The organism is Pelagibacterium limicola (assembly GCF_015694405.1).
Lineage (GTDB): Bacteria > Pseudomonadota > Alphaproteobacteria > Rhizobiales > Devosiaceae > Pelagibacterium > Pelagibacterium limicola.
Genome location: NZ_JADQDB010000007.1, coordinates 31344 through 55429, shown reverse-complemented (window position 1 = coordinate 55429; position 24086 = coordinate 31344). Strand labels below are relative to the sequence as shown.

The 24086-nt window shown below is 61.7% G+C and carries 23 protein-coding genes and 1 riboswitch; of the genes, 9 read left to right on the top strand and 14 right to left on the bottom strand.

The window, feature by feature from the left end:
- The first annotated feature begins 42 nt into the window (after window positions 1-42).
- Complete coding sequence (locus I2G20_RS14665) at window positions 43-1332, top strand: adenylosuccinate synthase (RefSeq protein ID WP_196260493.1); 1290 nt, start codon at window positions 43-45, stop codon at window positions 1330-1332.
- 61 nt (window positions 1333-1393) lie between these two features.
- A complete protein-coding gene (locus I2G20_RS14660) occupies window positions 1394-3478 on the top strand; it encodes a hypothetical protein (protein WP_196260492.1) in 2085 nt (694 codons plus the stop codon).
- A 12-nt stretch (window positions 3479-3490) separates the two neighbouring features.
- Here I2G20_RS14660 and I2G20_RS14655 read toward each other — a convergent pair whose 3' ends face one another.
- The 3 genes from I2G20_RS14655 to thiB form a co-directional block, all read right to left on the bottom strand.
- On the bottom strand, window positions 3491-4123 hold the full coding sequence (locus I2G20_RS14655; RefSeq protein ID WP_196260491.1) for an ATP-binding cassette domain-containing protein: 633 nt from the start codon (window positions 4121-4123) through the stop codon (window positions 3491-3493).
- The gene (locus tag I2G20_RS14650) at window positions 4107-5726 is read right to left on the bottom strand and encodes an ABC transporter permease family protein (protein WP_196260490.1); all 1620 of its coding nucleotides are present in this window, start codon (window positions 5724-5726) and stop codon (window positions 4107-4109) included. The genes I2G20_RS14655 and I2G20_RS14650 overlap by 17 nt, the downstream gene beginning before the upstream one ends.
- A gap of 73 nt (window positions 5727-5799) precedes the next feature.
- A complete protein-coding gene (gene thiB, locus I2G20_RS14645) occupies window positions 5800-6807 on the bottom strand; it encodes a thiamine ABC transporter substrate binding subunit (RefSeq protein WP_196260489.1) in 1008 nt (335 codons plus the stop codon).
- A 119-nt stretch (window positions 6808-6926) separates the two neighbouring features.
- A riboswitch (TPP riboswitch) is annotated at window positions 6927-7022 on the bottom strand.
- Between the two features lie 101 nt (window positions 7023-7123).
- Here thiB and I2G20_RS14640 point away from each other — a divergent pair.
- Window positions 7124-7726 carry a thiamine diphosphokinase gene (locus tag I2G20_RS14640; RefSeq protein WP_343070352.1) on the top strand — a complete coding sequence of 201 codons (603 nt, stop codon included), beginning with the start codon at window positions 7124-7126 and terminating at the stop codon, window positions 7724-7726.
- Between the two features lie 289 nt (window positions 7727-8015).
- Window positions 8016-9056, top strand: a complete 1041-nt coding sequence (locus tag I2G20_RS17315; RefSeq protein WP_246473100.1) for a hypothetical protein — start codon at window positions 8016-8018, stop codon at window positions 9054-9056.
- 168 nt (window positions 9057-9224) lie between these two features.
- Here I2G20_RS17315 and rpoH read toward each other — a convergent pair whose 3' ends face one another.
- Both rpoH and I2G20_RS14625 read right to left on the bottom strand, forming a co-directional pair.
- Entirely contained in the window at window positions 9225-10103 is an 879-nt protein-coding gene (gene rpoH, locus I2G20_RS14630) for an RNA polymerase sigma factor RpoH (protein WP_196260486.1), read from the bottom strand.
- A gap of 260 nt (window positions 10104-10363) precedes the next feature.
- Window positions 10364-11371, bottom strand: coding sequence for an RluA family pseudouridine synthase (locus tag I2G20_RS14625; protein ID WP_196260485.1), 1008 nt, complete (start codon window positions 11369-11371; stop codon window positions 10364-10366).
- On the opposite strand from I2G20_RS14625, the gene I2G20_RS14620 reads away from it, so the two are divergent.
- Complete coding sequence (locus I2G20_RS14620; protein WP_196260484.1) at window positions 11370-11720, top strand: DUF6476 family protein; 351 nt, start codon at window positions 11370-11372, stop codon at window positions 11718-11720. The two genes, I2G20_RS14625 and I2G20_RS14620, sit on opposite strands and share 2 nt — an antisense overlap.
- Here the strand turns inward: I2G20_RS14620 and I2G20_RS14615 are convergent.
- The 4 genes from I2G20_RS14615 to fliI form a co-directional block, all read right to left on the bottom strand.
- A complete protein-coding gene (locus tag I2G20_RS14615; RefSeq protein WP_196260483.1) occupies window positions 11717-13096 on the bottom strand; it encodes an L-serine ammonia-lyase in 1380 nt (459 codons plus the stop codon). The genes I2G20_RS14620 and I2G20_RS14615 overlap by 4 nt on opposite strands.
- Window positions 13097-13191: 95 nt before the next feature.
- Window positions 13192-13533: an MmcQ/YjbR family DNA-binding protein gene (locus tag I2G20_RS14610; protein ID WP_196260482.1), complete on the bottom strand. Its 342-nt coding sequence runs from the start codon at window positions 13531-13533 to the stop codon at window positions 13192-13194.
- Between the two features lie 33 nt (window positions 13534-13566).
- Window positions 13567-13977, bottom strand: a complete 411-nt coding sequence (fliJ, locus tag I2G20_RS14605; RefSeq protein ID WP_196260481.1) for a flagellar export protein FliJ — start codon at window positions 13975-13977, stop codon at window positions 13567-13569.
- 19 nt (window positions 13978-13996) lie between these two features.
- Entirely contained in the window at window positions 13997-15331 is a 1335-nt protein-coding gene (gene fliI, locus I2G20_RS14600; protein WP_196260480.1) for a flagellar protein export ATPase FliI, read from the bottom strand.
- A 398-nt stretch (window positions 15332-15729) separates the two neighbouring features.
- Here fliI and ctrA point away from each other — a divergent pair, with 398 nt between their 5' ends.
- Entirely contained in the window at window positions 15730-16431 is a 702-nt protein-coding gene (gene ctrA, locus I2G20_RS14595; protein ID WP_196260479.1) for a response regulator transcription factor CtrA, read from the top strand.
- A gap of 66 nt (window positions 16432-16497) precedes the next feature.
- On the opposite strand, the gene I2G20_RS14590 is transcribed toward ctrA, so the two are convergent.
- Complete coding sequence (locus tag I2G20_RS14590; RefSeq protein WP_196260478.1) at window positions 16498-17280, bottom strand: DUF2189 domain-containing protein; 783 nt, start codon at window positions 17278-17280, stop codon at window positions 16498-16500.
- 294 nt (window positions 17281-17574) lie between these two features.
- Here I2G20_RS14590 and I2G20_RS14585 point away from each other — a divergent pair, with 294 nt between their 5' ends.
- Window positions 17575-18126, top strand: a complete 552-nt coding sequence (locus tag I2G20_RS14585) for a DUF2867 domain-containing protein (RefSeq protein WP_196260477.1) — start codon at window positions 17575-17577, stop codon at window positions 18124-18126.
- Here the strand turns inward: I2G20_RS14585 and I2G20_RS14580 are convergent.
- The 3 genes from I2G20_RS14580 to I2G20_RS14570 all read right to left on the bottom strand — a co-directional run bounded on the left by I2G20_RS14580 (window position 18117) and on the right by I2G20_RS14570 (window position 19751).
- Window positions 18117-18476, bottom strand: a complete 360-nt coding sequence (locus tag I2G20_RS14580) for a response regulator (RefSeq protein ID WP_196260476.1) — start codon at window positions 18474-18476, stop codon at window positions 18117-18119. The genes I2G20_RS14585 and I2G20_RS14580 overlap by 10 nt on opposite strands.
- A gap of 78 nt (window positions 18477-18554) precedes the next feature.
- Window positions 18555-19217, bottom strand: coding sequence for a histidine phosphotransferase ChpT (gene chpT, locus I2G20_RS14575; protein WP_196260475.1), 663 nt, complete (start codon window positions 19215-19217; stop codon window positions 18555-18557).
- 111 nt (window positions 19218-19328) lie between these two features.
- Window positions 19329-19751 carry a YHS domain-containing (seleno)protein gene (locus I2G20_RS14570; RefSeq protein WP_196260474.1) on the bottom strand — a complete coding sequence of 141 codons (423 nt, stop codon included), beginning with the start codon at window positions 19749-19751 and terminating at the stop codon, window positions 19329-19331.
- Window positions 19752-20024: 273 nt separating this feature from the next.
- Here I2G20_RS14570 and I2G20_RS14565 point away from each other — a divergent pair, with 273 nt between their 5' ends.
- Both I2G20_RS14565 and I2G20_RS14560 read left to right on the top strand, forming a co-directional pair.
- Window positions 20025-20597 (top strand): DUF1134 domain-containing protein, encoded by a 573-nt coding sequence (locus I2G20_RS14565; protein ID WP_196260473.1) that lies wholly within the window; start codon window positions 20025-20027, stop codon window positions 20595-20597.
- A gap of 146 nt (window positions 20598-20743) precedes the next feature.
- Window positions 20744-21874, top strand: coding sequence for a coiled-coil domain-containing protein (locus tag I2G20_RS14560; RefSeq protein ID WP_196260472.1), 1131 nt, complete (start codon window positions 20744-20746; stop codon window positions 21872-21874).
- A gap of 40 nt (window positions 21875-21914) precedes the next feature.
- Here I2G20_RS14560 and flhA read toward each other — a convergent pair whose 3' ends face one another.
- Window positions 21915-24038 carry a flagellar biosynthesis protein FlhA gene (flhA, locus tag I2G20_RS14555; protein ID WP_196260471.1) on the bottom strand — a complete coding sequence of 708 codons (2124 nt, stop codon included), beginning with the start codon at window positions 24036-24038 and terminating at the stop codon, window positions 21915-21917.
- Window positions 24039-24086: the final 48 nt, after the last annotated feature.

Below are 24086 nucleotides of genomic sequence, written 5' to 3'. Positions count from 1 at the left end.
AATTGGGGTGTTCAGCACGAACCTAAGGGATAGAGCTCGCAAATGGCGAATGTGGTGGTGGTCGGCTCGCAGTGGGGCGACGAAGGCAAGGGCAAGATCGTCGACTGGCTTTCCGAACGCGCGGATGTCGTGGTGCGCTACCAGGGGGGACACAATGCGGGCCATACTCTTGTCATCGATGGGGTGAGCTACAAGCTGTCGCTGCTGCCCTCGGGACTCGTGCGGGGCAAATTTTCGGTCATCGGGAACGGCGTGGTCGTCGATCCGCACCATTTCGTCGCCGAGGTGGACAAGATTGCCGGACAGGGGGTTTCGGTGACACCCGAAATCCTGCGCATTGCCGAAAATGCGCCGCTTATCCTTTCGCTGCATCGCGAGCTCGATGCGCTGCGCGAGGATTCCAATTCCGGGCTCAAGATCGGCACGACGCGGCGCGGCATCGGACCGGCCTATGAGGACAAGGTAGGGCGGCGCGCCATCCGGCTGTGCGACCTTGCTGAACCCGATACGCTGATGGCCAAGATCGAGCGTCTTCTCGCGCACCACAATGCGCTGCGGCGTGGCATGGGGGCTGCCGAAGTCGATGCGCAGGCGATCCATGACGAACTCACGGCGGTGGCCGGCAAGATCCTGCCGTTCATGGACCGCGTGTGGGAGCTTCTCGACGAGCGCCGCCGCCGGGGGGAACGCATTCTCTTTGAAGGCGCTCAAGGGGCACTGCTCGACAACGACCACGGCACCTATCCATTCGTCACCTCCTCGAACACGGTGGCCGGGCAGGCCGCGCCGGGCTCGGGGCTGGGGCCCGCAGCCATCGACTATGTGCTGGGGATCACCAAAGCCTATACGACGCGCGTCGGGGAAGGTCCGTTCCCCACCGAACAGGAAAACGAAATCGGGCAGTTCCTGGGCGAGAAGGGCCGTGAGTTCGGCGTCGTTACCGGGCGCAAGCGGCGGTGTGGCTGGTTCGATGCGGTGATCGTGCGCCAGACGGTCAGGACCTCGGGCATCCACGGGATCGCACTCACCAAACTCGACGTGCTCGACGGGCTCGATGAAATCAAGATTTGCGTCGCATATGAACTCGACGGCGAGCGCATCGACTATCTGCCTGCCTCAATGGGAGCACAAAGTCGAGTCAAGCCGATCTACGAGACGCTCGAGGGATGGAAGGAAACGACCGCAGGCGCACGAAGCTGGGCCCAGTTGCCTGCGCAAGCCGTGAAATATGTACGTCACGTGGAAGAACTTATTGGGGCTCCGGTGGCGCTTCTTTCCACAAGTCCTGAACGCGAAGATACAATTCTTGTTCAGGACCCCTTCCAAGATTGAGTTTCCTTGCGTGAAATATTTTTGTTAGAACCTTCGGCAAAATGCCAATGTTGAGTAGATAATGGCCGATTATCGCGAGCTCCTGCGCAGGGCGATCGACGCCCTGCCGGAAAATACCGGCGCCAATCGCCGTGCTGTATACGAAAAGGCGCGCAGCGCGTTGGTCGCGCAATTGCGGGCAATCGAGCCGCCTTTGCCGGCGCGCGAGATCACGACGCACCGTCTCAACCTCGAAGACTGTATTCGTCAGGTCGAACAGGAAGCGACCGACAAGCTGCTTGGTCGGTTCCGGGAGGTCGAGAATGCGACCGCCGTGCCTCCCTTTCAGGAGGCTGCACCGGAGCCCGTAGTCGAAGAAATTCCGTCCGAACCACAGGTGGAAGAACCCGAACCCGACCCGGATCCCGAACCTGTTGCCGTCCCGGTCGAGGACGACTTCGTCGAACCGGTCTTCGCTACACCCGCCTACGCAGAGCCCCAAACGGCTGAAGAGCCCGATCAGGATGGGCCCCCAGAGCCAGAAGTCGCCGATTCCGATGACGTGGCCGAGCAAGAAGCGGGCGCGTCCTTCGACGATCCCAGCGACCGGTTCGAGGAGCCGGTCCTTCGTCCAGCGACCGAGCCCGCGCAGGCTTTTGCGGTTGCCGGTGCTGCCGCCTCATCGTCCATCGAGGACATCATTGCGGCTGCGGAAGCTGCAGCAAACGACAAGCCCGGGTCGACAGCCATTGGCATCGCGGACGAGCCAGCAGCCGCGCTCGACGACGCGCCGCCAGTACGCGGCAGCCTCGCCATCGAACCCCTGATCGAAGAGATTTCCGAGCCTGTTCCGGAGCCCGAGCGCCATTTCATTGCGTCTCCACACGACGCCGAACCTCGCACGGGCGTGCCGTTGGTCGATCTGCACGGCCAACCGCTCACGAAGTCCGAACCTGGTTCCTTTGCACGGCCCGAAGCGGCGATGTCGAGCGTGCGGGAAGTCGATCTCGAGCCGCGGACGCAGCTCGATACCGGGATTTCGGACGCGCAGGTTGCCATTGACCGGGCGATCGCCGCACTCGACCGAGAGGCGCGCGGAGAGACCGCCGAAAACGAGGGGGGTGATACCCCGGAAAACGAGCCACCGGCGGACGATACGCTGCAGCCATCGGCGGGAAGCGACGGCGGACGGTCCGGCGGCATCGGTGCATTGACCGTTTTCCTGCTGCTGGCGGTTCTGCTTCTGGGCGGAGGCGGCGCGGCGGGCTTCTGGGCTTGGCGTGAAGGCTATATCAATCTCAACACGATCTTCGCGCAGGCGGATCCGACCCCTCCGGCGACCGAAGTCGCCGAGACCCAGGATCCCGCTCTCGAACTCGCGCCTGAAGTCTCCGGGAACACGACACCGGACGTACCCACCACGCCGGGCGTAAACGGCGAAGCGATGCCAGGTGAGGAACTGCCGTTCGTCGAGACCGAAACGCCGTCTCCCGCTTCAGTCGAGCCCGAAGCGTCCTTTGAGGATCGCTTGCCTGCGGAAGCCGGAGAAAGCCTAGAAGGTACTGACGAGCCGATCACCCAGGAGGCAATCGCAGCGGCGGCCAGCGGTCCGCAATCGCTTCTGCTTGAAGAACAGGCGAGCGGTACGGCCGGTGCGATCCCCTATTCGGGATCGGTCGAGTGGTCGCGCGGGAGCGATGAGTTGGGACACCCGACCATCGTGGCGCAGGCCACTATTCCGGCGCGCAATCTCGAGATGCGGATGCTCATCCGCCGCAACGCCGATCGCAATCTCCCGGCGAGCCATCTTATAGAGATCAATTTCGTTCTCGCCGAAAGCTTTGTGGGTGGCTCCATCGCCAACCTCCCCGGCGTGCTCCTCAAGGACGAAGAGCTCGTGCAGGGTCAGCCTTTGACCGGTGCTTCGGCGCGGATTGTAGGCAACTCGTTCCTCTTTGCGCTTTCGAGCGCGTCAGAGCGCGATGTTGCCGCCAACGAGGTGCTGCTGCGCGATCGGGGATGGCTCGATCTGGCGATGGTCTACGGCACGGGCCGCCGTGCTATCCTGACGCTGGAAAAGGGCGAGGACGGCGCGGAAATCTTCCAGGCTGTCATGGAGGCCTGGGCCGAACTCGACGCGGCGACCGCACCGGCAGATGCCGGATAGGCGTCGACCTGGCTAAAGCGGCCGAGTTCTTCCATCGGTGATAGTGTAGGTGCGGTCGGCGAGGGCTTCCATTTCCTCGCGCTGGTGCGAGACGAGGATGGTGTGCCACTGCTGGGCTCGTACCAGCTCGGCGAGCATGGTGCGGATCGGGCCGGCGGTTTCCTCGTCTAGCCCTGTAAAAGGCTCGTCCAGCAGCAGAACCGGGCGGTTTCGCAACAGCGTGCGGGCGAGCGCGACGCGCTGCTTCTGGCCGCCCGAAAGGGTCGAGGCGCGACGGTGCGCAAAGCCCTCCAATCCCATTTGTTCCAGTCCGTCAACGATTTGGGGCGCATCGGCGCGTACGCCCTTTCCCAACCCCAATGCCACATTGGCACCGGCCGAGATGTGATCGAAGAGATTGTCGTTCTGGAAAAGGATCGAGACGGGCCGGGATTCGGGCGGTAGATCAAGGATCGAGCGTCCCGCGAGTTGGATATCTCCTGTCGAGGGCGCGAGAAAGCCGGCCACGAGATCGAGCAGGGTGGATTTACCCGATCCCGAGGCGCCGGTCAGCCCCACGATCTCGCCGGGGCGGATGCTCATGTCGAAATGGAAACTGGTGTCGCCGCCGGGGTAGCGGAAGTTGATGCTATCGATTTCGAGCATTGGTGAGGACTTCGAGAAGCTTGGGAATGGCAAGGAAGGCGGCAAGGCTGAGGATCAGCAGGAGCGCAGCGATCGCCTCGGCGTCCTGCGTGCGATAGGCGCCGAAGGCGCGGTACATCAGCCATGGCAGGGTGGAAAAATCGGCCGTACCGAAGAGCGAAATGACGCCCAGATCGCCGAGCGAGAAGACGAACGATACCGCCAACGCATAACCAGCCGGGCGTCCGAGCAAGGGCCACTCGATCCTCGTCCACTGATCGCGTCCCGAAAGGCCGAGCGAGCGGATGAGCTTTTCGTTGCGCTTGGCAAGTGCTTCGAGAGGCGGGCTCAAAATCGCAAACGCGAAGGGCAGGGCGAGGAGGGCGTTGGCAATGACCAAGACAATCGGCGCGGCAATGCCGGTGGGAATGAAAAGCAGGCGCGCCAGGAGGAAAAATCCAAGCGCCAGGACGACGGCGGGCACGGCGAGATAGGCAAAGACCGGCAAGCCGAGAAGCGCCCTTGCGGGCGCATTGGCCGGTTCGAGCGCGCGGGACATGCCGAGCCCAACCGCCAGTGCGACGGCCAGAAAGGCGCTCAACGATCCTAGGGTCAGGCTGGTCGCGGTCGCCTGCCAGAAGGCGTCGCGCTGGAGAACCGAGACCATTGCAGGCCCGAGACCGCGTGCCAGAACGGCGAGGAGCGGGAAGATGAAGAGGGCAAGCAGGATGACAAGCACGATCCACTGCAGGGTGGCGGTGAACCCGCGATCGGGCCAGTGGAGGAGACTGCGTCGACCAAAGAGGGTGGATATGGGGGCAAAGCGCGTTGCCGGGATGATGATGGCGGCGCAGGCGAGAAGCTGGACTAGGGCAAGGACCACCGCCCTGCCAAGATCGAAATCGAGTCGAACGGATTCGTAGATCGCAACTTCGAGCGTCTGGTTGGCCGGGCCGCCGCCAAGAACCAGAACGATGGGAAAGCTCGTAAAGCACAACAGGAAAATCGTCGCGCCGACGCCGGGAACGGAACTGGCCAGCGCCGGCAGGTCGATGATCGCCAGGCGACGCAAGGGGGAAAGCCCGAGGCTGCGCCCGAGCTTGAGTTTTTCTGGAGGAATGGCTTCGAGCCTATCTAGGAAGACGCGGGCGGCGAGGGCGCCGTTGAGCAGGACGTGTGCAGCCAGAATGCCGCCGAGCCCGAAGATCATCGACCCGGATGACAGGCCCAGCGGTGTGAAGATGAAATTGACCCAGCCATTGCGCCCCCATATGGCGATGAGGCCGGAAATGACAACCAGAGAGGGCAGGACGAGCGCGGTGGAGAGCAGGCCGACCACGAAGCCTCGACCCGAAAAGCGCAGGCGGTCGAGCGACCAGGCGAGGAGCATTCCGGCGATCAATGACAGAATGGTCGAGAGTCCGGCCTGAAGGGCGGACATGCGCAGCAGATGGGCGATATCGAGGGCTGCCGAACCGGTGGTGGGGAAACGCTGACCAGCGACGGCCAGTGCAGCCAGAAGCGCGGCAATAAGGAGGGCGACCGCGAGCGCAATGGTTCGTCCCGCAATGCGCCTTCCTGGCCGCCAGGGACGTGCGCGCGCATATGGTTCGCCTGCGGCCATCGGTGCTCCCGCGTCCTGAAGCCATCACCCTCCCCCATAACAGGGGAGGGTGCAATAAGTCCTTACGGGTGTTTCAGCGCAATGCGGAAAAGGCTTCGTCGATCCAGGCGCGCGTATTGGCCGTCACGAGCTCTGCGTCGAGCAGAAGGGCCGGGGATGGGTCGATCATCTCCTCGAAGCCGGGTTCGATCCCGCCTTCAGGCTCGACCACCGGATACATCCAGTTCGTGGTAGGGATGACGGCCTGCGCCTCGGGGGACGCCAGCCAGGCGAGGAAATCGCGTGCCAGGTCCTGATTGGGGCTGGAGGCGAGAACGCCTGCAACCTCGATCTGGGTGTAGTGGCCTTCCTCGAACTTTGCCGCAGCGAAGCGGTGATCGTCTTCGGCGATGATGTGGTAGGCCGGGGAGGTGGTGTAGGAGAGCACCATGTCGGCTTCGCCGGACAGGAACAGATCGTAGGATTCGGACCAGCTGTTGGTGACGGTCAGAACGTTGGGAGCGAGGCCTTGCCAAATTTCGATGGCTCGGTCGCCATAAGCGGCCTTGATCCAGAGGACGAGACCGAGCCCCGGCGTTGAAGCGCGTGGATCCTGGATGACGATCTTGAAATCGGCGGGCATTCCTGCGAGTTCCTCGAAGCTCGAGGGGGGATCGCGCAAGTCCTCGGTATTGTAGACGAAAGCAAAATAGCCGTAATCGACCGGAGCGAAGACGGGGTCCGCCCAATCGAGGGGGATGTCAAGACCGTCGAATTTCAATCCATGTTCGGTGAACAGGCCAGTGGCCATGCCTTCGCCGATGGTGGCGGTGTCAAGGCCGAGGATGATGTCGGCCGACGTCGTTTCGCCCTCAAGCTGCGCGCGGCGCAGGGCTCCGATCGAGGAGTCGGCGGCAACGAAATCGATGGTGCAACCGCATTGGGCTTCAAAGCCCTCCTTAAGTGCTGGGCCGGGGCCCCAGGACGCGGCAAAGGCATCATAGGTATAAACGGTAAGCGTGGGCGATTGCTGCGCGTGCGCAGGGAGGGCAAACGCCCCCAGCGCAACCGCAACAAGGCTCGTCGTGATAAAGCGGACCATATCGGTCGTCCCTTTTCATAGATCGGCCCCGATCCGCAAGCGCGGGCCGGGCCAGCCAGTCATTGCGGCCAGTCTGGATCAAGGGAAAAGCGTCAAATGGCGATAGGGGCACAAGCGCGCCCTTGCCATCTCGAACTTCCTCCGCCAGCATGACCTGGTTCAGGTTCAATGGGTTTTTCTCAGCTCCGATTTCCGGAACACCCCAGCGAGACGAGGCGACACTATAGTTCCCCATCCCAAGGCGCAAGTAGCCTCAGCACCTCCCGATTTGCCGTTAGTCTTCGCCGGACCGCTGACAATTGTCGGCGGTGGCACGGTGGAGCCCGGCGTGTTGCGCGAGATCGCGGCGATCAGTTCAGGGCTCGTGGGAGCGGATGGCGGCGCAGACCGGATCCTGCAAATCGGGCTCGTCCCCGATGCGGTGATTGGCGATATGGACTCGTTCAAAGGGTTTTCCTCTATTCCCGCCGGCACGCAGGTGGTGCGGATCGCCGAACAGGACACGACCGACTTTGAAAAGGCGCTCTATTCGACCCAAGCGCCGACAACCATCGCGTTGGGGATGACTGGCGGGCGGTTCGACCACACGCTTGCTGCGCTTCACGCGGTTGCGCGCAGGGCAGCGGAACGCCGGATTATCCTCGTGGAGGAGCACGATCTGGCGCTTGGGGTCCACGGTTCGATCCGGCTCGATGTTGGAGCAGGTACGCGGGTTTCCATCTACCCGCTCGGCCGGACGGCATTCGCGCGCTCAACCGGGCTGCTTTATCCGCTCGATGGACTTGTCATGGAGCAGGGGCGGAAAATCGGGACGTCGAACGTTGCGGTGGCCGACGAGGTCGATATCAGGGTTGACATCGGCGAACAGAGCCCTTGGCTGCTGATTCTCGACCGCAATAAGCTCGGCGCCCTCCTGTAGATTCTCAATTTCGCTGGCAAGCAAACGGCTAATAGACCTCGCTGCATGGCGGATGCATCGGGCCATTTCGGGTTGAAATCGGCCAAGTCGTTCTGCCGTTATTTCATAATCTACTCTGAATTATTGATATGGCGGTGGTAAGACATTGCCGCCATCCCTCTGAGTATTCCGCGTTTACCGTAAACTCGCGAAGTAACATTTCACAGAACATTTTACTTGATTTTTCAACTGTTTACCAGCATATTGGCGCTTCCGGTTAACTATCGGTTAACCTTGAGGAGTTCTTAACATGAAACGCAAATTTACGTATCTGGCCAGCACCGCGCTGGTCGCTGGTGCCGTGTTCGCCGGGACACCGGCTTGGGCACAACAAACACTCACCGTTGCCCAGGCCGCCAATCTCTGCCCGGCCCCTGCGGGAGCGGACCTCGGTCAGTGCGGCCCGGTCGTGACCGCGTTCCTTGCAACGCGTGCGCCTGGGGCGGCGCGGGATGCCGAAATTCTCGAACTGGCGCTACAGATTGCCGAGGCTGGCAACTCCGCCCTCGTGCCTATGCCGATCTGTCTCGATGCGGCCGATGCGGTGGAAACGCTCGCCCTTGCCATGAGCGACGTCAGTTCCCGTCAGCCACTGCTCGATCTTGCTGCATCGATGTGCGTGAATCAGCTCGCGGTGGCGGCAATCGGTCCTGCCGCCGCTGATGACGGAGACGGCGATGGCGGCGACGACAATGGCGGCGGTGGTGGCGGCGGCGGCGGCGGTGGTGGCGGCGGCGGCGGTGGCGGCGGTGGTGGCGGTGGGGATCCGACCGATCCGACCGATCCCACTGATCCGACCGATCCGACCGATCCCACTGATCCGACCGATCCGACCGATCCCACTGATCCGACTGATCCGACCGATCCGACTGATCCGACTGATCCGACTGATCCCACGGATCCGACTGATCCCACGGATCCGACTGATCCCACGGATCCGAATCCTCAGACTGGTGGCCCCGGCAATACACAAAACACGGCCGGCTCTGACAATGCGGCTCCGGGCACGCCCCCTGCTACGGGTGACGGCCCAGGCAACAGCAACAACACGCCGGCCGGCCAGGGTGGCCAAGGTGGCGGCCAGGGCGGCGGCCAAGGTGGCGGCCAGGGTGGTGGCCAGGGTGGCGGCCAAGGTGGCGGCCAGGGTGGTGGCCAAGGTGGCGGCCAGGGTGGTGGCCAAGGTGGTGGCCAGGGCGGCGGCCAAGGTGGCGGCCAGGGCGGCGGCCAAGGTGGTCAGTCGAGCCAGAGCACGGCATCCGAGGATGCGCCAGACGAGGGTGAACTTCTCTAGGAAGCCATTTGTGCTCCCGGCAGACAGAAGTAACTGCCCCAAACTCGAAGGCCGGAAGCTCATGCTTCCGGCCTTTGTGTATCCACCGCGGCAAGTTCAGGGACTTAGCGAGCGGCTGTCGGCCAACTTATCGAGGCGACATGCAACAGGCCGCGCAAGAATGACCGCTCAATGCGCCGCCTGCGCGCGGGCGGCTTCCTTGACGGCGTCCTGCACCTTTTCGAAGGCGCGAACCTCGATCTGGCGGATGCGTTCGCGGCTGACATCGTATTCCTGTGCCAGCTCTTCGAGCGTCGTGGGGTTCTCCTGAAGGCGACGGGCCTTGAAGATGGCGCGCTCGCGGTCGTTGAGAACGTCCATTGCGCCTTCGAGCAAGGACATGCGCTCATCAAACTCCTGGCTCTCCCCCAGCACTTCTTCCTGGTCGGGCGTATCGTCGATCAACCAGTCCTGCCACTGGCTCGCGCCTTCGTCGGCGCGCATGGGCGCGTTGAGCGAGGCGTCACCCGTTAGGCGCTGATTCATCGAGACCACGTCGTCTTCGGTGACGTTGAGGGTAGTTGCGATCTGCTTGATCTGGTCGGGGTGGAGATTGCCGTCGTCGAGCGCGGCAATCTGGCCCTTGATGCGGCGCAGATTGAAGAACAGGCGCTTTTGCGCGGCCGTCGTGCCGATCTTGACCAGCGACCACGAGCGCAGGACATATTCCTGGATCGAAGCCCTGATCCACCACATGGCGTAGGTGGCCAGCCGGAACCCCTTGTCGGGCTCGAAGCGCTTGACGGCCTGCATCAACCCCACATTACCCTCGGAAATGACTTCCGAGATGGGCAGGCCATAGCCGCGATAGCCCATGGCGATCTTGGCGACGAGCCGCAGGTGGGAGGTGATGAGCTTTTGCGCCGCCGCCGGGTCCTCATGCTCGCGATAACGCTTGGCGAGCATGAATTCCTCATCCGCGTGCAACATCGGAAACTTACGAATTTCCTGAAGATAGCGGTTGAGGCCACTTTCGGACGATAGAACCGGTAGATTGGACTGGGCCATTCAGCACCCCCTCAATGACTTGGTGCCCGGTTGATCCCGGCACACCCCAAGCCCGCCACATCCTGTTGCCCGGCATGCGGCGAGCATAATTTCGAGGAAATATATAGGCTGGAATCTGACCTTTTCATCCCCCGCTTCAAATTTTGTTGCGAGGGACACGTTTCATTCCATCCGAAGGTAAATGAGGGGCGCCGCGATAGGTTGCGTGCGATCGCGTGGAGTAGATTGAACTTTTCGAGGCGTATGCCGGCGAAACAGCCTCAGACTCCGGCCTCGAGCTTTTGACGCAGTAGCGTCAGATCATCGGGCAACGGCGCCTCGAAGCGGAGCACTTCGCCCGTCACCGGGTGCTCAAATCCGAGAACGGCGGCGTGGAGGGCCTGGCGGCTGAGCGCCCGGAGTGCGGCCTGCGCGGCGGGCAGGAGCGTGTTGATCTTTGTGGCAAAGCCGGCGCCGTAGAGCGCGTCGCCGAGCAGGGGGTGGCCGAGATGGGCCATGTGCACGCGGATCTGGTGCGTGCGGCCGGTTTCGAGCGTGCAAGCGACCTCGGCGACAGCGGCGCTGTCGGCGCCCCAATGCCGGACCACGCGATAGTGGGTGATCGCCTGGCGTCCGCCGGACTTAAGGACCGCCTGCTTGAGACGGTTGGAGGGATCGCGGCCGAGCCTGGTGTCAACGACGCCTTTGAGCGGATTGGGAACGCCCCAGACAAGGGCGGTATATTCGCGTTCCAGCGGTCCTGTGCGACCGTGATCGGCGAACTGGGCAGCAAGGCCATTATGGGCGGCTTCGGTCTTGGCGGCGACCATTACACCCGTGGTGTCCTTGTCGAGCCGGTGGACGATGCCAGGACGTTTGACACCACCGATACCGCGCAGGGAGTCGCCGCAATGGTGGATCAGAGCGTTGACCAGCGTGCCGTCCTCATTCCCCGGGGCGGGGTGGGCTACGAGGCCGGCAGGCTTGTTGAGAACGATCAGATATTCGTCCTCGAAAAGGATATCGAGCGGGATGTCCTGACCCTCTGGATCGGCATCGACCGGCTCGGGCGTGGCAAAGGCGATGGACTCCGCGGGCTTGACCCGATATTTCGGCGTTACATTGGGCGTCCCGTTGACGCTGACGGCACCTTCGAGGATCAGATCCTTGATCCGGTTGCGCGAGAAGACGGGGAAGCGGGCGGCCAGAAACGCATCGAGCCTCGTGCCGGCCTCCCCCTCGGAAACCGTTGCGACGTGCTCATCATTTTCGACTGGACCGCTGGTCATGACCGATACCCGAACTTCCGACGAGACCGAAACCCCGCTTGAGGGCGAAGCGCTCGCCATCATCAACAAGGCCCGCCGCCGCGCGGCAATTTCGATGCTCGTTCTTTTGCTGGGCTTTATGGCGGTTGCCGGGGTGGTTGTCTATCGGCTCTGGACCATGAGCCCGGAACCGGGCGCAGCCTACGGGCTCGAAAGCGTCAGCATCCCGGCGGGCGCAGAGGTTGTTTCGGCTGCGGTGCAGGAAGGGTTTGTGGTTGTGACCTACCGGCTCGATGGCGCGACGTTGGTACGCCTTTATGACGGGAGCAGCGGGGAGGTTGTGCGGGAAATCGCCGTGGTCGCCGACTAGCAGTCGGGCACGGCGACGCTCAGGCCGCCGAGCGAGGTTTCCTTGTAGCGTTCGTCCATATCCTTGCCGGTCTGGCGCATGGTTTCGATGCAGGCGTCGAGGGGAACGATGTGGGTGCCGTCGCCCTGCATGGCGAGCGAGGCGGCGGCAACAGCCTTGACCGCACCCATGCCGTTGCGCTCGATGCAGGGGACCTGAACGAGGCCCCGGATCGGGTCGCACGTCATCCCCAGGTGATGTTCGAGGGCGATTTCAGCGGCGTTTTCGATCTGGGCATTGGTGCCGCCGAGCGCAGCGCAGAGCGCGGCGGCGGCCATGGCAGAGGCAGAGCCGACTTCGCCCTGGCACCCGACTTCAGCACCCGAGATCGAGGCATTGTACTTGATGAGCCCGCCAATAGCCGCGGCGGTCAGCAGCATGTCGGGGATCTTGCCGGGCGATGCGCCGGGGACATGGTCGATATAGTAGCGGATCACCGCCGGGATGACGCCCGCCGCGCCGTTGGTGGGCGCGGTGACCACCTGCCCGCCGGCGGCATTTTCCTCATTGACGGCCATCGCATAGGCCGAGAGCCAATCAATGGCGGAATGGAGCGGTACGTCGTTGCGGCCTGTGGGACTGGTGAGATTGGTGAAGAGGGCCCGGGCGCGGCGTTTGACATGCAAACCGCCGGGTAGCTCGCCCTGAGCCTCGAGGCCGCGATCGATGCAGCGGTTCATCACCTCCCAGATGTTGAGAAGTCGGCCGCTGAATTCCTGCCCGTCGAGCCTCGCGCACTCATTGGCGTGCTTCATCTCCGCAATGGTAAGGCTCGACTCGGCGCCCATGCGCAGCATTTCGGCGGCGTTGGCGAAAGGGTAGGGGACATCATCGGTTGCGGTGGCCGGGCCCTCGCGCTGGGCCATCTCGGCGGCAGTGCTCACGAAGCCGCCGCCGACCGAGAAGTAGGTTTCTTCGACTAGTGTCTCACCATCCGGGCCAAGGAGCGCAAAGCGCATGCCGTTAGGATGGGCTTCAAGCCGGGTCTTCCTGTCGAGTTCGAGATCGGTTTCGGGATCGAGCGCGATGCGCCAGCCATTGCCGGGAGCGATCGCCTTGCGGGTACGGAGGTCCGAAATCGCGGTTTCGGCAGCTTGCTTGTCGTAGTCTCGCGGGGCAAAGCCCAGGCAGCCGGCCAGAATGGCATCGAGAGTTCCGTGCCCGGCGCCGGTATAGGCGAGCGAACCATAGAGCGTGATCTTGAGGCGCGTACCGGGGCGGGCGTCGGTATCGCGTAGGCGATCGAGAAAGTACGCGGCGGCGAGCATTGGACCCATGGTGTGGGACGAGGATGGGCCTACGCTTATCTTGAAGACGTCGAAAACCGATACGAACATGCTCTCGTCCAACTCCCCCCGCCAGCGTTTCGCCGACTGCCAAGGTACAACATTTCGACCGCCTGCATACACATCCGCGATTGGAGTGCAGTCAATCAGGTTTCGTGGAGGCCAAACGCGGCGAGGTGTTTTTTGAGTGCCTTGTCCCGCCAGATCGTCTCGAACAGGGTGCGGAAACGCTCCGGCTCAAGCCGCTCCATGCGAACGAGGACATAGGGATAGTCCCGATAGTGATCGGTTATGAAAAAGAGCTCAGGCTCGGCCTCGAGCAGAAGATCGCGCTCGTCGCGGGAGGGGCGCTGGAGAACGAGGAGACCGGGTTCGCGCTCGCGCAGCAGAAATTTACCACCGACCTTGAGCGAGGGGGTCCCGTAGGTGACGTGATCGGATACGCCGGGATATGCCAGAGCGATCTCACGGATTTCATCGAACGTCATGCGATGTTCCGCCAGATAGGATGAAGTCCGGGATCAGCGCCGATATCTCAGGCGGCCGATCTCGTCGTATTCGGCCTGCTCTTTCTTGAGCTGTTCGGCTTCCTCACGCGCATGTTCGCGGGCGTCGAGAAGTTCTACCTTCTTGAGGTCTTCGATCGCTTCGGCGAGCTCGTCCTGGGCGGCCTCGAGCTTGCCTCGCATGTCGTTTGCAGAATTAATGAGGTTGTCGCGGCGCGTAATCGCGGCCTTGGCGAAAGTGGAATAGGCGAAGTGCGCGACGTCGGAAATCCCGGTCTTCTGTTGTTCGATTTCGATCTGCTGGTCGAGTTCGGCAGCCATCCGCTCGAAATCGGCAATCATCATTTCGATCTGCATGACCTGGCGACGCTTCTCGTCCACCTGGAATTTCTTGAGGCGGATCAGGCTCGCGCTTTTCGACTTCATGACTTGTACTCCTTACCCATCAAGCCGAGTCTCCCGCTCCACCGGTCTCCAATATCGCCGCCAGCAGATTGTAGCCGTCGGCTATAGAGGTGCGCTCGCCCCCATCCTGGCTCAAAAACGCCTCCAGGACCGGGTTGAGCGCGATGGCGCGGTCAACCTTGGGATCCGATCCTTTCCGGTATGCCCCCAGCCGGATCAGCTCCTCCATGTCGGCATAAACCGACATCAGTTCGCGGGCCTTGGTGAGCGTCGGCCGAAAATCTTCCGGCACGCAGCCCGGCATGGTCCGCGAGACAGAGCGCAGCACGTTCACCGCGGGATAGCGCCCCCGTTCGGCAATGGCCCGTTCCATGACAATGTGTCCATCAAGAATACCCCGTACGGCATCCGCAATCGGCTCATTGTGATCGTCACCTTCCACCAAAACGGTAAACAGACCGGTAACGGAGCCTGAATTGACGAGGCCAGGCCCGGCACGTTCAAGCAAACGCGGCAGTTCGGTGAAGACGGTTGGGGGGTAGCCTTTGGCCGTTGGCGGTTCCCCGATGGCCAGTCCGATCTCGCGCTGGGCCTGGGCGAAGCGGGTGAGGCTGTCCATCATACACAGGACGCGCTTGCCGCGGTCCCTAAAATATTCGGACAGCGTCAGCGTCAGATAGGCCGCCTGTCGGCGCATGAGCGCGGATTCATCGGAGGTGGCGACGATGACGATGGCACGCTTGATACCCGCCTCGCCAAGATATTCGGTAACGAATTCCTGCACCTCGCGACCGCGCTCCCCGATCAGCCCGACAATGGCGATGTCAACGTCTGTATTGCGAGTGAGCATGCTCATCAGAACCGACTTGCCGACGCCCGATCCCGCGAAAATCCCCATGCGCTGGCCTTCGCAGCAGGTGGTGAAGGTATTGAGGCACCGCACGCCCAGATCCACCGGGTCGCCGACCCTGGCCCGTTCGTGTGCTGGCAGTGGACTATTGCGTAGCCCATAGGCATCGGCCCCGCGCCTAAGCGGGCCCCCGCCGTCTATCGGCTTTGCCTCGGCATTGATGACGCGCCCGAGCCAGCTCTCATCGGGATAGACGGCGCCGTCATGGCCCGCAAACACGGCCTTGCAGCCAAGCCGAATGCCCTCGACGGGGCCGAAGGGCAGACAAAGCGCCAAGCCTTCGCGAAAGCCGATGATCTCGCAGGTGAGCGTCGCCCCACTCTGGCTTTCGATGAACACCCGCCCGCCCACGCGCAATTCCCGCACCGGACCCACAACTTCGATCAAAAGCCCCTGGACCGTTTTGACGCGGCCGAAGACCTCGACTTCATCTATGGCATCGATGTCGGTGATGAGCGACCGCACCGCTGATTCTCCAAGAATGGGACGATTCGCGCCCCACGAGCGTCACCTTGGTAACTCATTCTTAAGCGTGGCGCGATATTGGGATTCGTTGAGCAAATTATTTCCGGTTGGCCCGGCGCTGCCGCTTTTCCCTCCATTACCCATGTATCCATGAGTCCCACGAGTCGGTTGGAGGGATTTCTTAAGGTTATGCATTAAGAAAAATTTGCAGCATTTTTCTTTAGATTTCAGTAGCTTATGACATTTTAATGTTAATGCATGTTGCATATTGCCCGCCTGAATCAGATTCTGTTAACTAATTGGCGGTAGGTTCGAATCGTGCCCAGTAGGGTTTGGTTAAGGGTGAGCCCGGTGGCGGCACCCAGTTCCAGTAGGAACCTAAGGTTAAGGGGATTGGCATGCGTGTGCTCTTGATTGAGGACGACAGCGCGACAGCGCAGAGCATCGAGCTGATGCTCAAATCCGAGAGTTTCAATGTATACACCACAGACCTCGGTGAGGAAGGTGTCGATCTCGGCAAGCTCTATGATTACGATATCATTCTGCTTGATCTCAATCTGCCGGACATGAGCGGCTATGAAGTCCTGCGCACGCTCCGCGTTGCGAAGGTTCAGACCCCGATCCTCATTCTTTCAGGTCTAGCAGGGATCGAAGACAAGGTTCGCGGCCTCGGGTTCGGTGCCGACGACTATATGACCAAGCCTTTCCACAAGGATGAGTTGGTCGCCCGTATCCACGCCATAGTGCGGCGCTCCAAGGGCCATGCCCAATCGGTCATCACAACCGGCGATCTTACCGTCAACCTCGACACCAAGACGGTGGAAGTGGGCGGTCAGCGCGTGCACCTGACGGGCAAGGAATACCAGATGCTCGAGCTGCTTTCGCTGCGCAAGGGCACTACGCTCACCAAGGAGATGTTCCTCAACCACCTTTATGGCGGTATGGACGAGCCCGAACTCAAGATCATCGACGTCTTCATCTGCAAGCTCCGCAAGAAGCTTTCCGTGGCGACCGCTGGCAAGAATTACATCGAAACCGTCTGGGGCCGCGGCTATGTGCTGCGCGAGCCCGACGAGACCGAAATGGCCGAAAGCGCCTGACGCTTTCAGCCTGTTCCGGAAGAACCCCGCGCGTTCCTCCCGCGCGGGGTTTTTTGTGTCTCGAGTTTAGACGACGGCCTTGCGGTAAAGGTGCCAGGTTGCGTGCCCGAGGATGGGCAGGACGATGGCGAGGCCGACAAAGAGCGGCAGCGAGCCGATAAACAGCAGCACGGCGACGATTGCCCCCCAGGTAAGGAACTGGAAGGGGCTGGCCATCACCGCGCGCACGGAGGTGTTGATAGCCCGCAGCGCATCGCCGCCGCGATCAAGCAGCAGTGGGAAGGCAATGACTGTGGTCGTGAGGACAAACAGGGCGAAACAGAACCCGATCAGATTGCCCCACATCAGCAAGCCCCAGCCGTAGGGTGTGGTGAGGGTCGCCCAGATCAGGGCGGAGAGCGTTTCAGGGGGATTATGGCGGAAAAAGTAGAGATAAAGCGCGTCGGCAGCCATCAGCCAGACCGCAAAGCAGACCGCAAGCATGAGGCCCAGCACGGCAATTGAGCCCAGCGCGGGAGACTTAAGTACCATGAACGCATAAGCGGGATGGTCGTCCAGTCCCTGCTCGCGCCTTCGGCTGATTTCGTAAAGGCCGAGCGCAGCCACCGGGCCAATCAGGGCAAAGCCGGCGGCTATCGGATAGAGGAGGGAAAAAAGATTTCCCCCTGCCGTCCAGACGGCAAGGAGGATACCGGCGACCGGATAGATGACGACGAGGAAGACGTAGTGGGACGGTCGCTCCCAAAAGTCGGCCGCGCCCTTGCGTAGCGCGTCCCACAGATCCGCAAAGGTGATTGGTCGCACCCTGTCGATAGGGTTGGTCATATCGATATTGTCGCTGATTGCCATGCTCGCCTCCCCGCATTGTCTGCGGCGCAGAGGCCCAAGCGGCTGCAGTCAAAAAGGCGCAAGGGCGACCGCGCTTCCCGCGATCTCGTGTTCGCACTCGGATTATAGCACGTTCAATGCGCCAATGCGCGTTTTTCACGCACAATTGCGGAGTGTGGCTCAGGCGGTCCGGTTGCGACGATTTCGCACAATGCACGGGAATGCGGCGTCTTCTCAATGGTTTACAGGGCTTGCTCTCGGTGCCTGCGACATCGGGACAGATGTCCGCTGCGCGCATGGCCGGTAGGATCGGCCATGTTCAGCAGCGATGAGGCCACGAATTTGGCACAGCGTTTTGTGTATCCGCAAACCGGCGCCCTGATGCGCCATTACCGGGAAGGTGACTTTCTCGACAGCCAGATCGCGCCGGTTGCCGACCCTTCCTTGCAGGCCGCCGATATTGCGATTCTGACGTTTTTCACGATGCCCAGGTGGGTGCTGGTGCTGCTCTGGCTACGCAACGCTCTGGTGCGCCCCTTCGGGCTCAAGACAGATAGTGAGACAGACTATGCGCCGCCGACACGCGAGGATCTCGTCTCGGGGAAATACAGAGGCGTTTTTGCGATCGATTTCCTTTCCGAAGAGGAAATCACCTTCGGCACCGATGACAGTCATGTCGATTTCAGGGTGTCGGTGATGAAGACGCGCTCGCCCTCCGGGCATGCTGCGATGAGCACCTGGGTCCATCCGCACAATGTCTGGGGTCGGTTCTATCTTTTCGCGGTCTATCCGTTCCACAAGCTCATCGTGTGGCGGATGCTGGCCAACCTCAAGGATATCGAGGTTCCGCGCCCGGCTCAGACATAGGGCTGGAATTTTTCCTCGAGCATGGCCTGGTCGAACGGCTTGAACATGTGGTCGTTGGCGCCGGCCTTGCGGGCCATTGCTATCTGGCCGATGTCGCGTTCGGTCATACAGTAGACCACTTTGGGACGGTCTCCACCATTATAACCGCGCAGGGCCTTGAGGAACTCCAGGCCGCTCATGATCGGCATCTGCCAATCGAGCAGGATCACGTCGGGCATTTCGCGCGTGCATTTGTCGTAGGCTTCCTGACCGTCCTCGGCCTCATCGACAATAAAATCCATGTCCTCGAGGATGCGGCGCGCGACCTTGCGGATGACGCTCGAGTCATCAACGATCAGGCACGACTTCATCGATTTGCTCCCCGGGGTGATACGGTGCTCGGGAAAGCCTAGCGGGGATTGGTTAGCGAACGTTTAGCGGCGACCGCCTTAGTCGATATCGGTCGGCAGGGGATCGGCGGTGAAACGCAGGTAGTCGCCGTCGATAGCAACATTGACGCCCATGTGGGACAGGCGGGCCAGAAGGCCGGTATAAAAAGGCTGAATGGCCCGCGCATCGACATTGCCATCCTCGGGTGTGCCCGCAACCAGCGCCGGGACGCCTGAGGGAATCAAGACCTTGGGCCCCGTCGCGGAAATGGTCAGGCGTTCGCTGCCGGGTTCGCCTTCCGCCTCGACGGTCACGGTGCCGCCACGCGGCACGCCGCCGGTCACGATCAGCAGCATGTTGAGCAGGAGCTTGGCCTTGTTCTTGGGTAGAAACATGGGAGGGATCTTCCAGTCGAGATCCGCTTTTTCGACGGCATCCATATAGAGCCTTGCAACCCGCTCGGCCTCACGGGTGTCGATATCGGTGCCAGCAGTCGAGGACGCGCCGAAGGCGAGACGCGCGAATTCGAGCTTGGCGCGGGCCTGCCTCGTCGAATTCTCGATCAATTCTTTGGCGAAGGTCTGCATGTCGGTCTGCGTCGGGTCGGCGAGAACCTCAAGCCCGTTGCCGATGGCGCCCACGGGATTGATGAGATCGTGACAGACGCGCGAACACAGCAGGGCGGCAAGGTCGGCGGCTTGCAATTCAATTATGGTGCTCATGATCCCAATTCTCCAGCCCGGCCTTTTACCGAATCAATTATGGCACTTTACATCCCGTCGGGACGTGCACAACGGCCCGCGCATGCAAGCCACAGGGTTTGACGGACAATTTTATTCCGAGCGCAAGGCGGGATCACCGGGTAGGGCGAGCCAGTTTTCGACGGCGCGCGGGAACGAGGTGGAGCGCGAGAGTTCGAACGCCTCCCGATTTCCCACTGAATAAAAAAGGACGAGCCGGTCCTCGACAATGCGGTAGATCTGGGGATTTCCATCCGAAAGGAAGCCGCGGGCCATCGACATGGCGCAATGGCCACCGAACAGCGGCGCGTAGACCGCCGGAGCGTTGATGAAGATGTCGCGATTGGCTTCCGAGGCGAAATACCAGGGCACCCCGTTCCACTCATATTCGTAGAGGGGCGATCCCAAGGTGGGCTCGGGTTCAGTGAAATAGGACACGGGATCGTAGCCCGATAGAGCAACGCCGGTCAGGAAATTGGTCACGGTCTTCTGGGTTTGCGCCGCTGCGGGGTACATGCAGCAGAAACTTAGAACCAAGCACAACAAAACCGCGTAACGGTTTGTAAGGGTTAAGATTTGTTTACCTATTTGCCGCATGATAGCCGTGATGAACCGATATGCGTTTTCGGGCGGACGGTTAATCGTTGAGTGGTCGCGTGTCCGGGCCGAGAAGTGGCTTCACTTTTCCGGACACGCTCCAGGTTAGCGCAAGGCCGTGTGATCTTGGTTAACCGGGAACACTTTTGCGGGGGCAATGCAAAGCGTGCGTCTTGGGAGCAGCAGGTAAACATGTTCAATCGCCTCTTGATGGCAATAATGATCGCCCTTTTAAGTCTCGGGCTATCATCCCCCTCGCAGGCCCAGCAGGGCTCGCTGTCGGACACCTACACGTCCGACGAAATTCTTTCGGCCGGGCATCAGTTTTTCGGCTCGGTCGCTCAAGGGCTCGCTTCGCTGATCGAGCGCGCCTTCAACCAGTACGGCCAACCCAATGCCTATATTCTGGGACAGGAGGGCGGCGGGGCGCTGTTCATCGGCGCGCGCTACGGCGACGGAACAATGTATACCCGCAACGCCGGCACCCATAACGTCTTCTGGCAGGGTCCAAGCCTTGGGCTCGACGTGGGCGCCGACGGCAGCAGGGTGATGATGCTGGTCTACAATCTCTCGAGCATCGAAGCGGTGTTCGATCGCTATCCGGGCGTTGACGGATCGCTCTATGTGGTTGGTGGGCTCGGCATGACGGCGCTTCGGCGTGGAGACGTCTACATCGTCCCCATCAGCTCGGGCGTGGGCATCCGGGCGGGCGTTTCGGTGGGGTATCTCAACTTCACCCGTGAACCGACCTGGAACCCGTTTTAAGGTTAATTCGGGCCAGCGGCACCCTCGGCGCAAGGCACACGTGACGACGTGTGCCCTTTCCTTTAGAGTAATATGGACCGGCCCGGTTGCGGCCGGCCCGGGAACTGTTGTCGAAAGCCCCGCGTTGACGCGCGGATACGGGTCTTATGGTTATCGAATACGTCATGTTTTTCGCATTGGGGTTTCTGGTTGCTGGGCTCATTGCGCTCGCGATCGGCCCCGCCATATGGAACCGTGCGGTCCGGCTCACCCGCCGGCGGATAGAGGCCGCGACTCCTGTATCCCTCAGCGAATTCCGCGCCGATAAGGACAAGCTGCGCGCCGAGCACGCTATCGCGGTCCGACGCCTCGAAATGAGGGTGGCCGCGCTGCGCGAGCGCATGGCCCAGCAGATTGTAGCGCTCGATACCGCGGCGACCGAATTGCGGGCGCTTCGGACCGAACGTGACGAACAATTTGCAGCAATCGAATCCTATAAGGTCCGCGAGCAGGAACTGATTGTTCGCATCCGCGATCTCGAACGCGACGGGGCGGCACTGGCGGCGCGTCTGCGGCAGGCCGATGTCGATCTGTCCGGTATCGATGACACGCTCATTCCCGAACGCCCCGATCCCGTCGGGGCCGATACGCTTTCGGGCGATTATCGCGCCGATGTCGAGGACCTTCTGACCGCCCTCAATATCGAGCGGCAGCGCAATTCCTATCTCGAAGAGCAAACGCGGCTGCTCCTCGGTCGAATAGAAAAGAAAAAGCGCGGGCTCAGGGATGACGCGATCGCCATGCTGCGCGATACGCTTTCCGCCAATGAAGATCCCGACAGCGAAGCGCGGGTTGCGCTGAGAAAGGCCGAAGCGCGCATCGCCGGCGCCGAAAGCCGGCTAAGCGCGCTTCTCGCCGATACCGATCAGGGTGCACGCGAGGACGAGGCGCCGGAGGCTCAGCGGCTGCTTGCGGATACCCTTTCCGATCAAGACCAGCTTGCAGCGCTCAAGACCAATGTCCTGGCGCTCGAGGATGCCGCGATCCGCGACTGGAAAAACGGGGGCCGGAGCAAGGAAAGCCTGCGGGCGCGGCTCGAAGCCATCGCATCGGACGTTTCCGAAGTCGTCTATGCGGAGGATTCGGACGCGGGCGAGGATGTTGGCGAGAGCCTTTTCGACAGGGTCCGCAAATTTGCCGGGGAAAGCTTCGACGCCCCCGAGCCGGAAATGGCTTCCGCCGGACCTGGGCCGGTGAGCGAACGCATGGCGGCCCTGCGGGACTTGCGGGGGCGGTGATCGACCGGCACATCAGTCTCGTCCCGCGGTAACTCGCTCCCTAAACACTCCCAACGGTACGCAGACGTATGCGGGGGTGAACCTCGTTCTGGCTCATGACCACTGTCTGGGGGCGGAAGCGTTCGATGATCGAGCGGACGTTCGGGCGGATCTGGGGAGAGGTGATGAGCACCGGGATTTCGCCCATCTGTGCGGCGCTTTCGTAGGCACCCTGAATGCCGACGATGAACTGCTGGAGTTTGGATGGCGCCATCGCCAGATGCCGTTCCTCGCCTTCACCCAGCATGGCTTCTGCGAATTCGCGCTCCCAGTTCGGTGACAGCGTCAGCAAGGGCAGCGTGCCGTCGGCAGCCAGATTGGCGGCGCAGATCTGGCGGGCGAGCCGCGCACGGACATGCTCGATGATCTGGCCGGTGTGGCGCACGGCCCCAGCCACCTCTGCGATGCCCTCGAGGATAGTGGGGAGGTCCCGGATCGAGACGCGCTCGGCCAACAGGCCCTGCAGAACACGCTGGACGCCCGACACGGTGATAAGCGAGGGAACGATATCCTCGACGAGTTTCTGCTGCTCCTTGGAAAGGCCGGCCAGAAGAGACTGGACGTTGGCATAGCTCAAAAGTTCTGCGGTGTTGGCCTTGAGAACTTCGGTCAGATGGGTCGAAATAACGGTTGAGGGATCGACGATGGTCAGGCCCTGAACTTCCGCCTCGTCGCGCAGCGCGGAATCGATCCACGTGGCGGGCAGGCCGAAGGTGGGTTCAACCGTGTTGTGACCGGGCAGCGTGATCCGGTTGCCCATCGGGTCCATGACCATCAACTGGTTGGCGTATACCTCGCCGATGCCGGCTTCGACTTCCTTGATCTTGATCTTGTAGACGTTGGGCTCAAGCTGCATGTTGTCGAGAATGCGGACGGCGGGCATGACGAAGCCAAGCTCGCCAGCCAGCTGGCGGCGCAGTGCCTTGATCTGTTCGGTCAGCCGATCGGTTCCGGTATCGTCCTCCTTGACGAGGCTCAGGAGGCCGTAACCAAGTTCGAGCTTGAGTTCGTCCATCTTGAGGCTGTCCGTGATCGGCGGTTCGGCGGGAGCGGCGGCAACCGTCGCCTGCTCGATGGCCTCAGCTTCATGGACCTGCTGTTGCGCGGCGCGTTTTTTGCGCGAGACGGACCAGGCTACATATCCGACCGCCGAGCCGAGAAGGACGAAAGGCATGAGCGGCATGCCCGGCACGAGCGCCATCAGGAACATGACGCCCGAACTCATGCCGAGCGCTACGGGGTAGCCCGTGAACTGGGTGGTCAGAGCCTTGTTGGCCGATCCCGCGACACCGGCTTTGGAAACGAGAATGCCGGCGGCAGTTGAAACGATCAACGCTGGAATCTGGCTGACCAGTCCGTCGCCAATCGTCAGAAGGGTGTAATTGCCGGCGGCCTGATCGAGCGCCAGCCCCATCTGGGCGGTGCCGATGATAATGCCCGCGATGACGTTGATGAAGGTGATCAGCAGGCCGGCGATGGCGTCGCCGCGCACGAATTTGGATGCGCCGTCCATGGCGCCGAAGAACGAGCTTTCGTCCTCGAGTTTTTGCCGGCGGCTGCGCGCTTCGTTTTCATCGATAAGGCCTGCCGACAGGTCGGCGTCGATGGCCATCTGCTTGCCGGGCATGGCATCAAGTGTGAAACGCGCGGCGACCTCCGCGATACGGCCCGAACCCTTGGTGATGACGATGAAGTTGACGATCAGGAGGATCGCAAAGACGATGATCCCGATGACGAAATTGCCGCGGGTGACGAAATTGCCGAAAGCTTCGATGACGTTGCCGGCCGCGGCGGTCCCCGTGTGACCATCGGCGAGGATCAGGCGCGTCGAGGCAAGGTTCAGCGCCAGCCGGAACATGGCAGAGACGAGCAGTACCGTCGGGAAGGCGGAAAACTCGAGCGGGGTCTGGATAAAGAGCGCGGTCATGAGGATCATGACCGAAAAGACGATCGAGAATGCCAGCAGGATGTCGAGCAACACCGGCGGCATGGGCAGGATCAGCACCGAGAGGATGATGACCACGCCGACCGCAAGCCCGGCGTTGGACTGGCGGATGATTTCGATGAACTCGGAAACCCGGTTGAGGCCGCCTGTCCCGGTAGCGCTAGTCGTCGTGTCGCTCATTGTATTGGGTGTCGTTCCAAGAGGCGTAGGCGGTCTAATTGTGGCGCT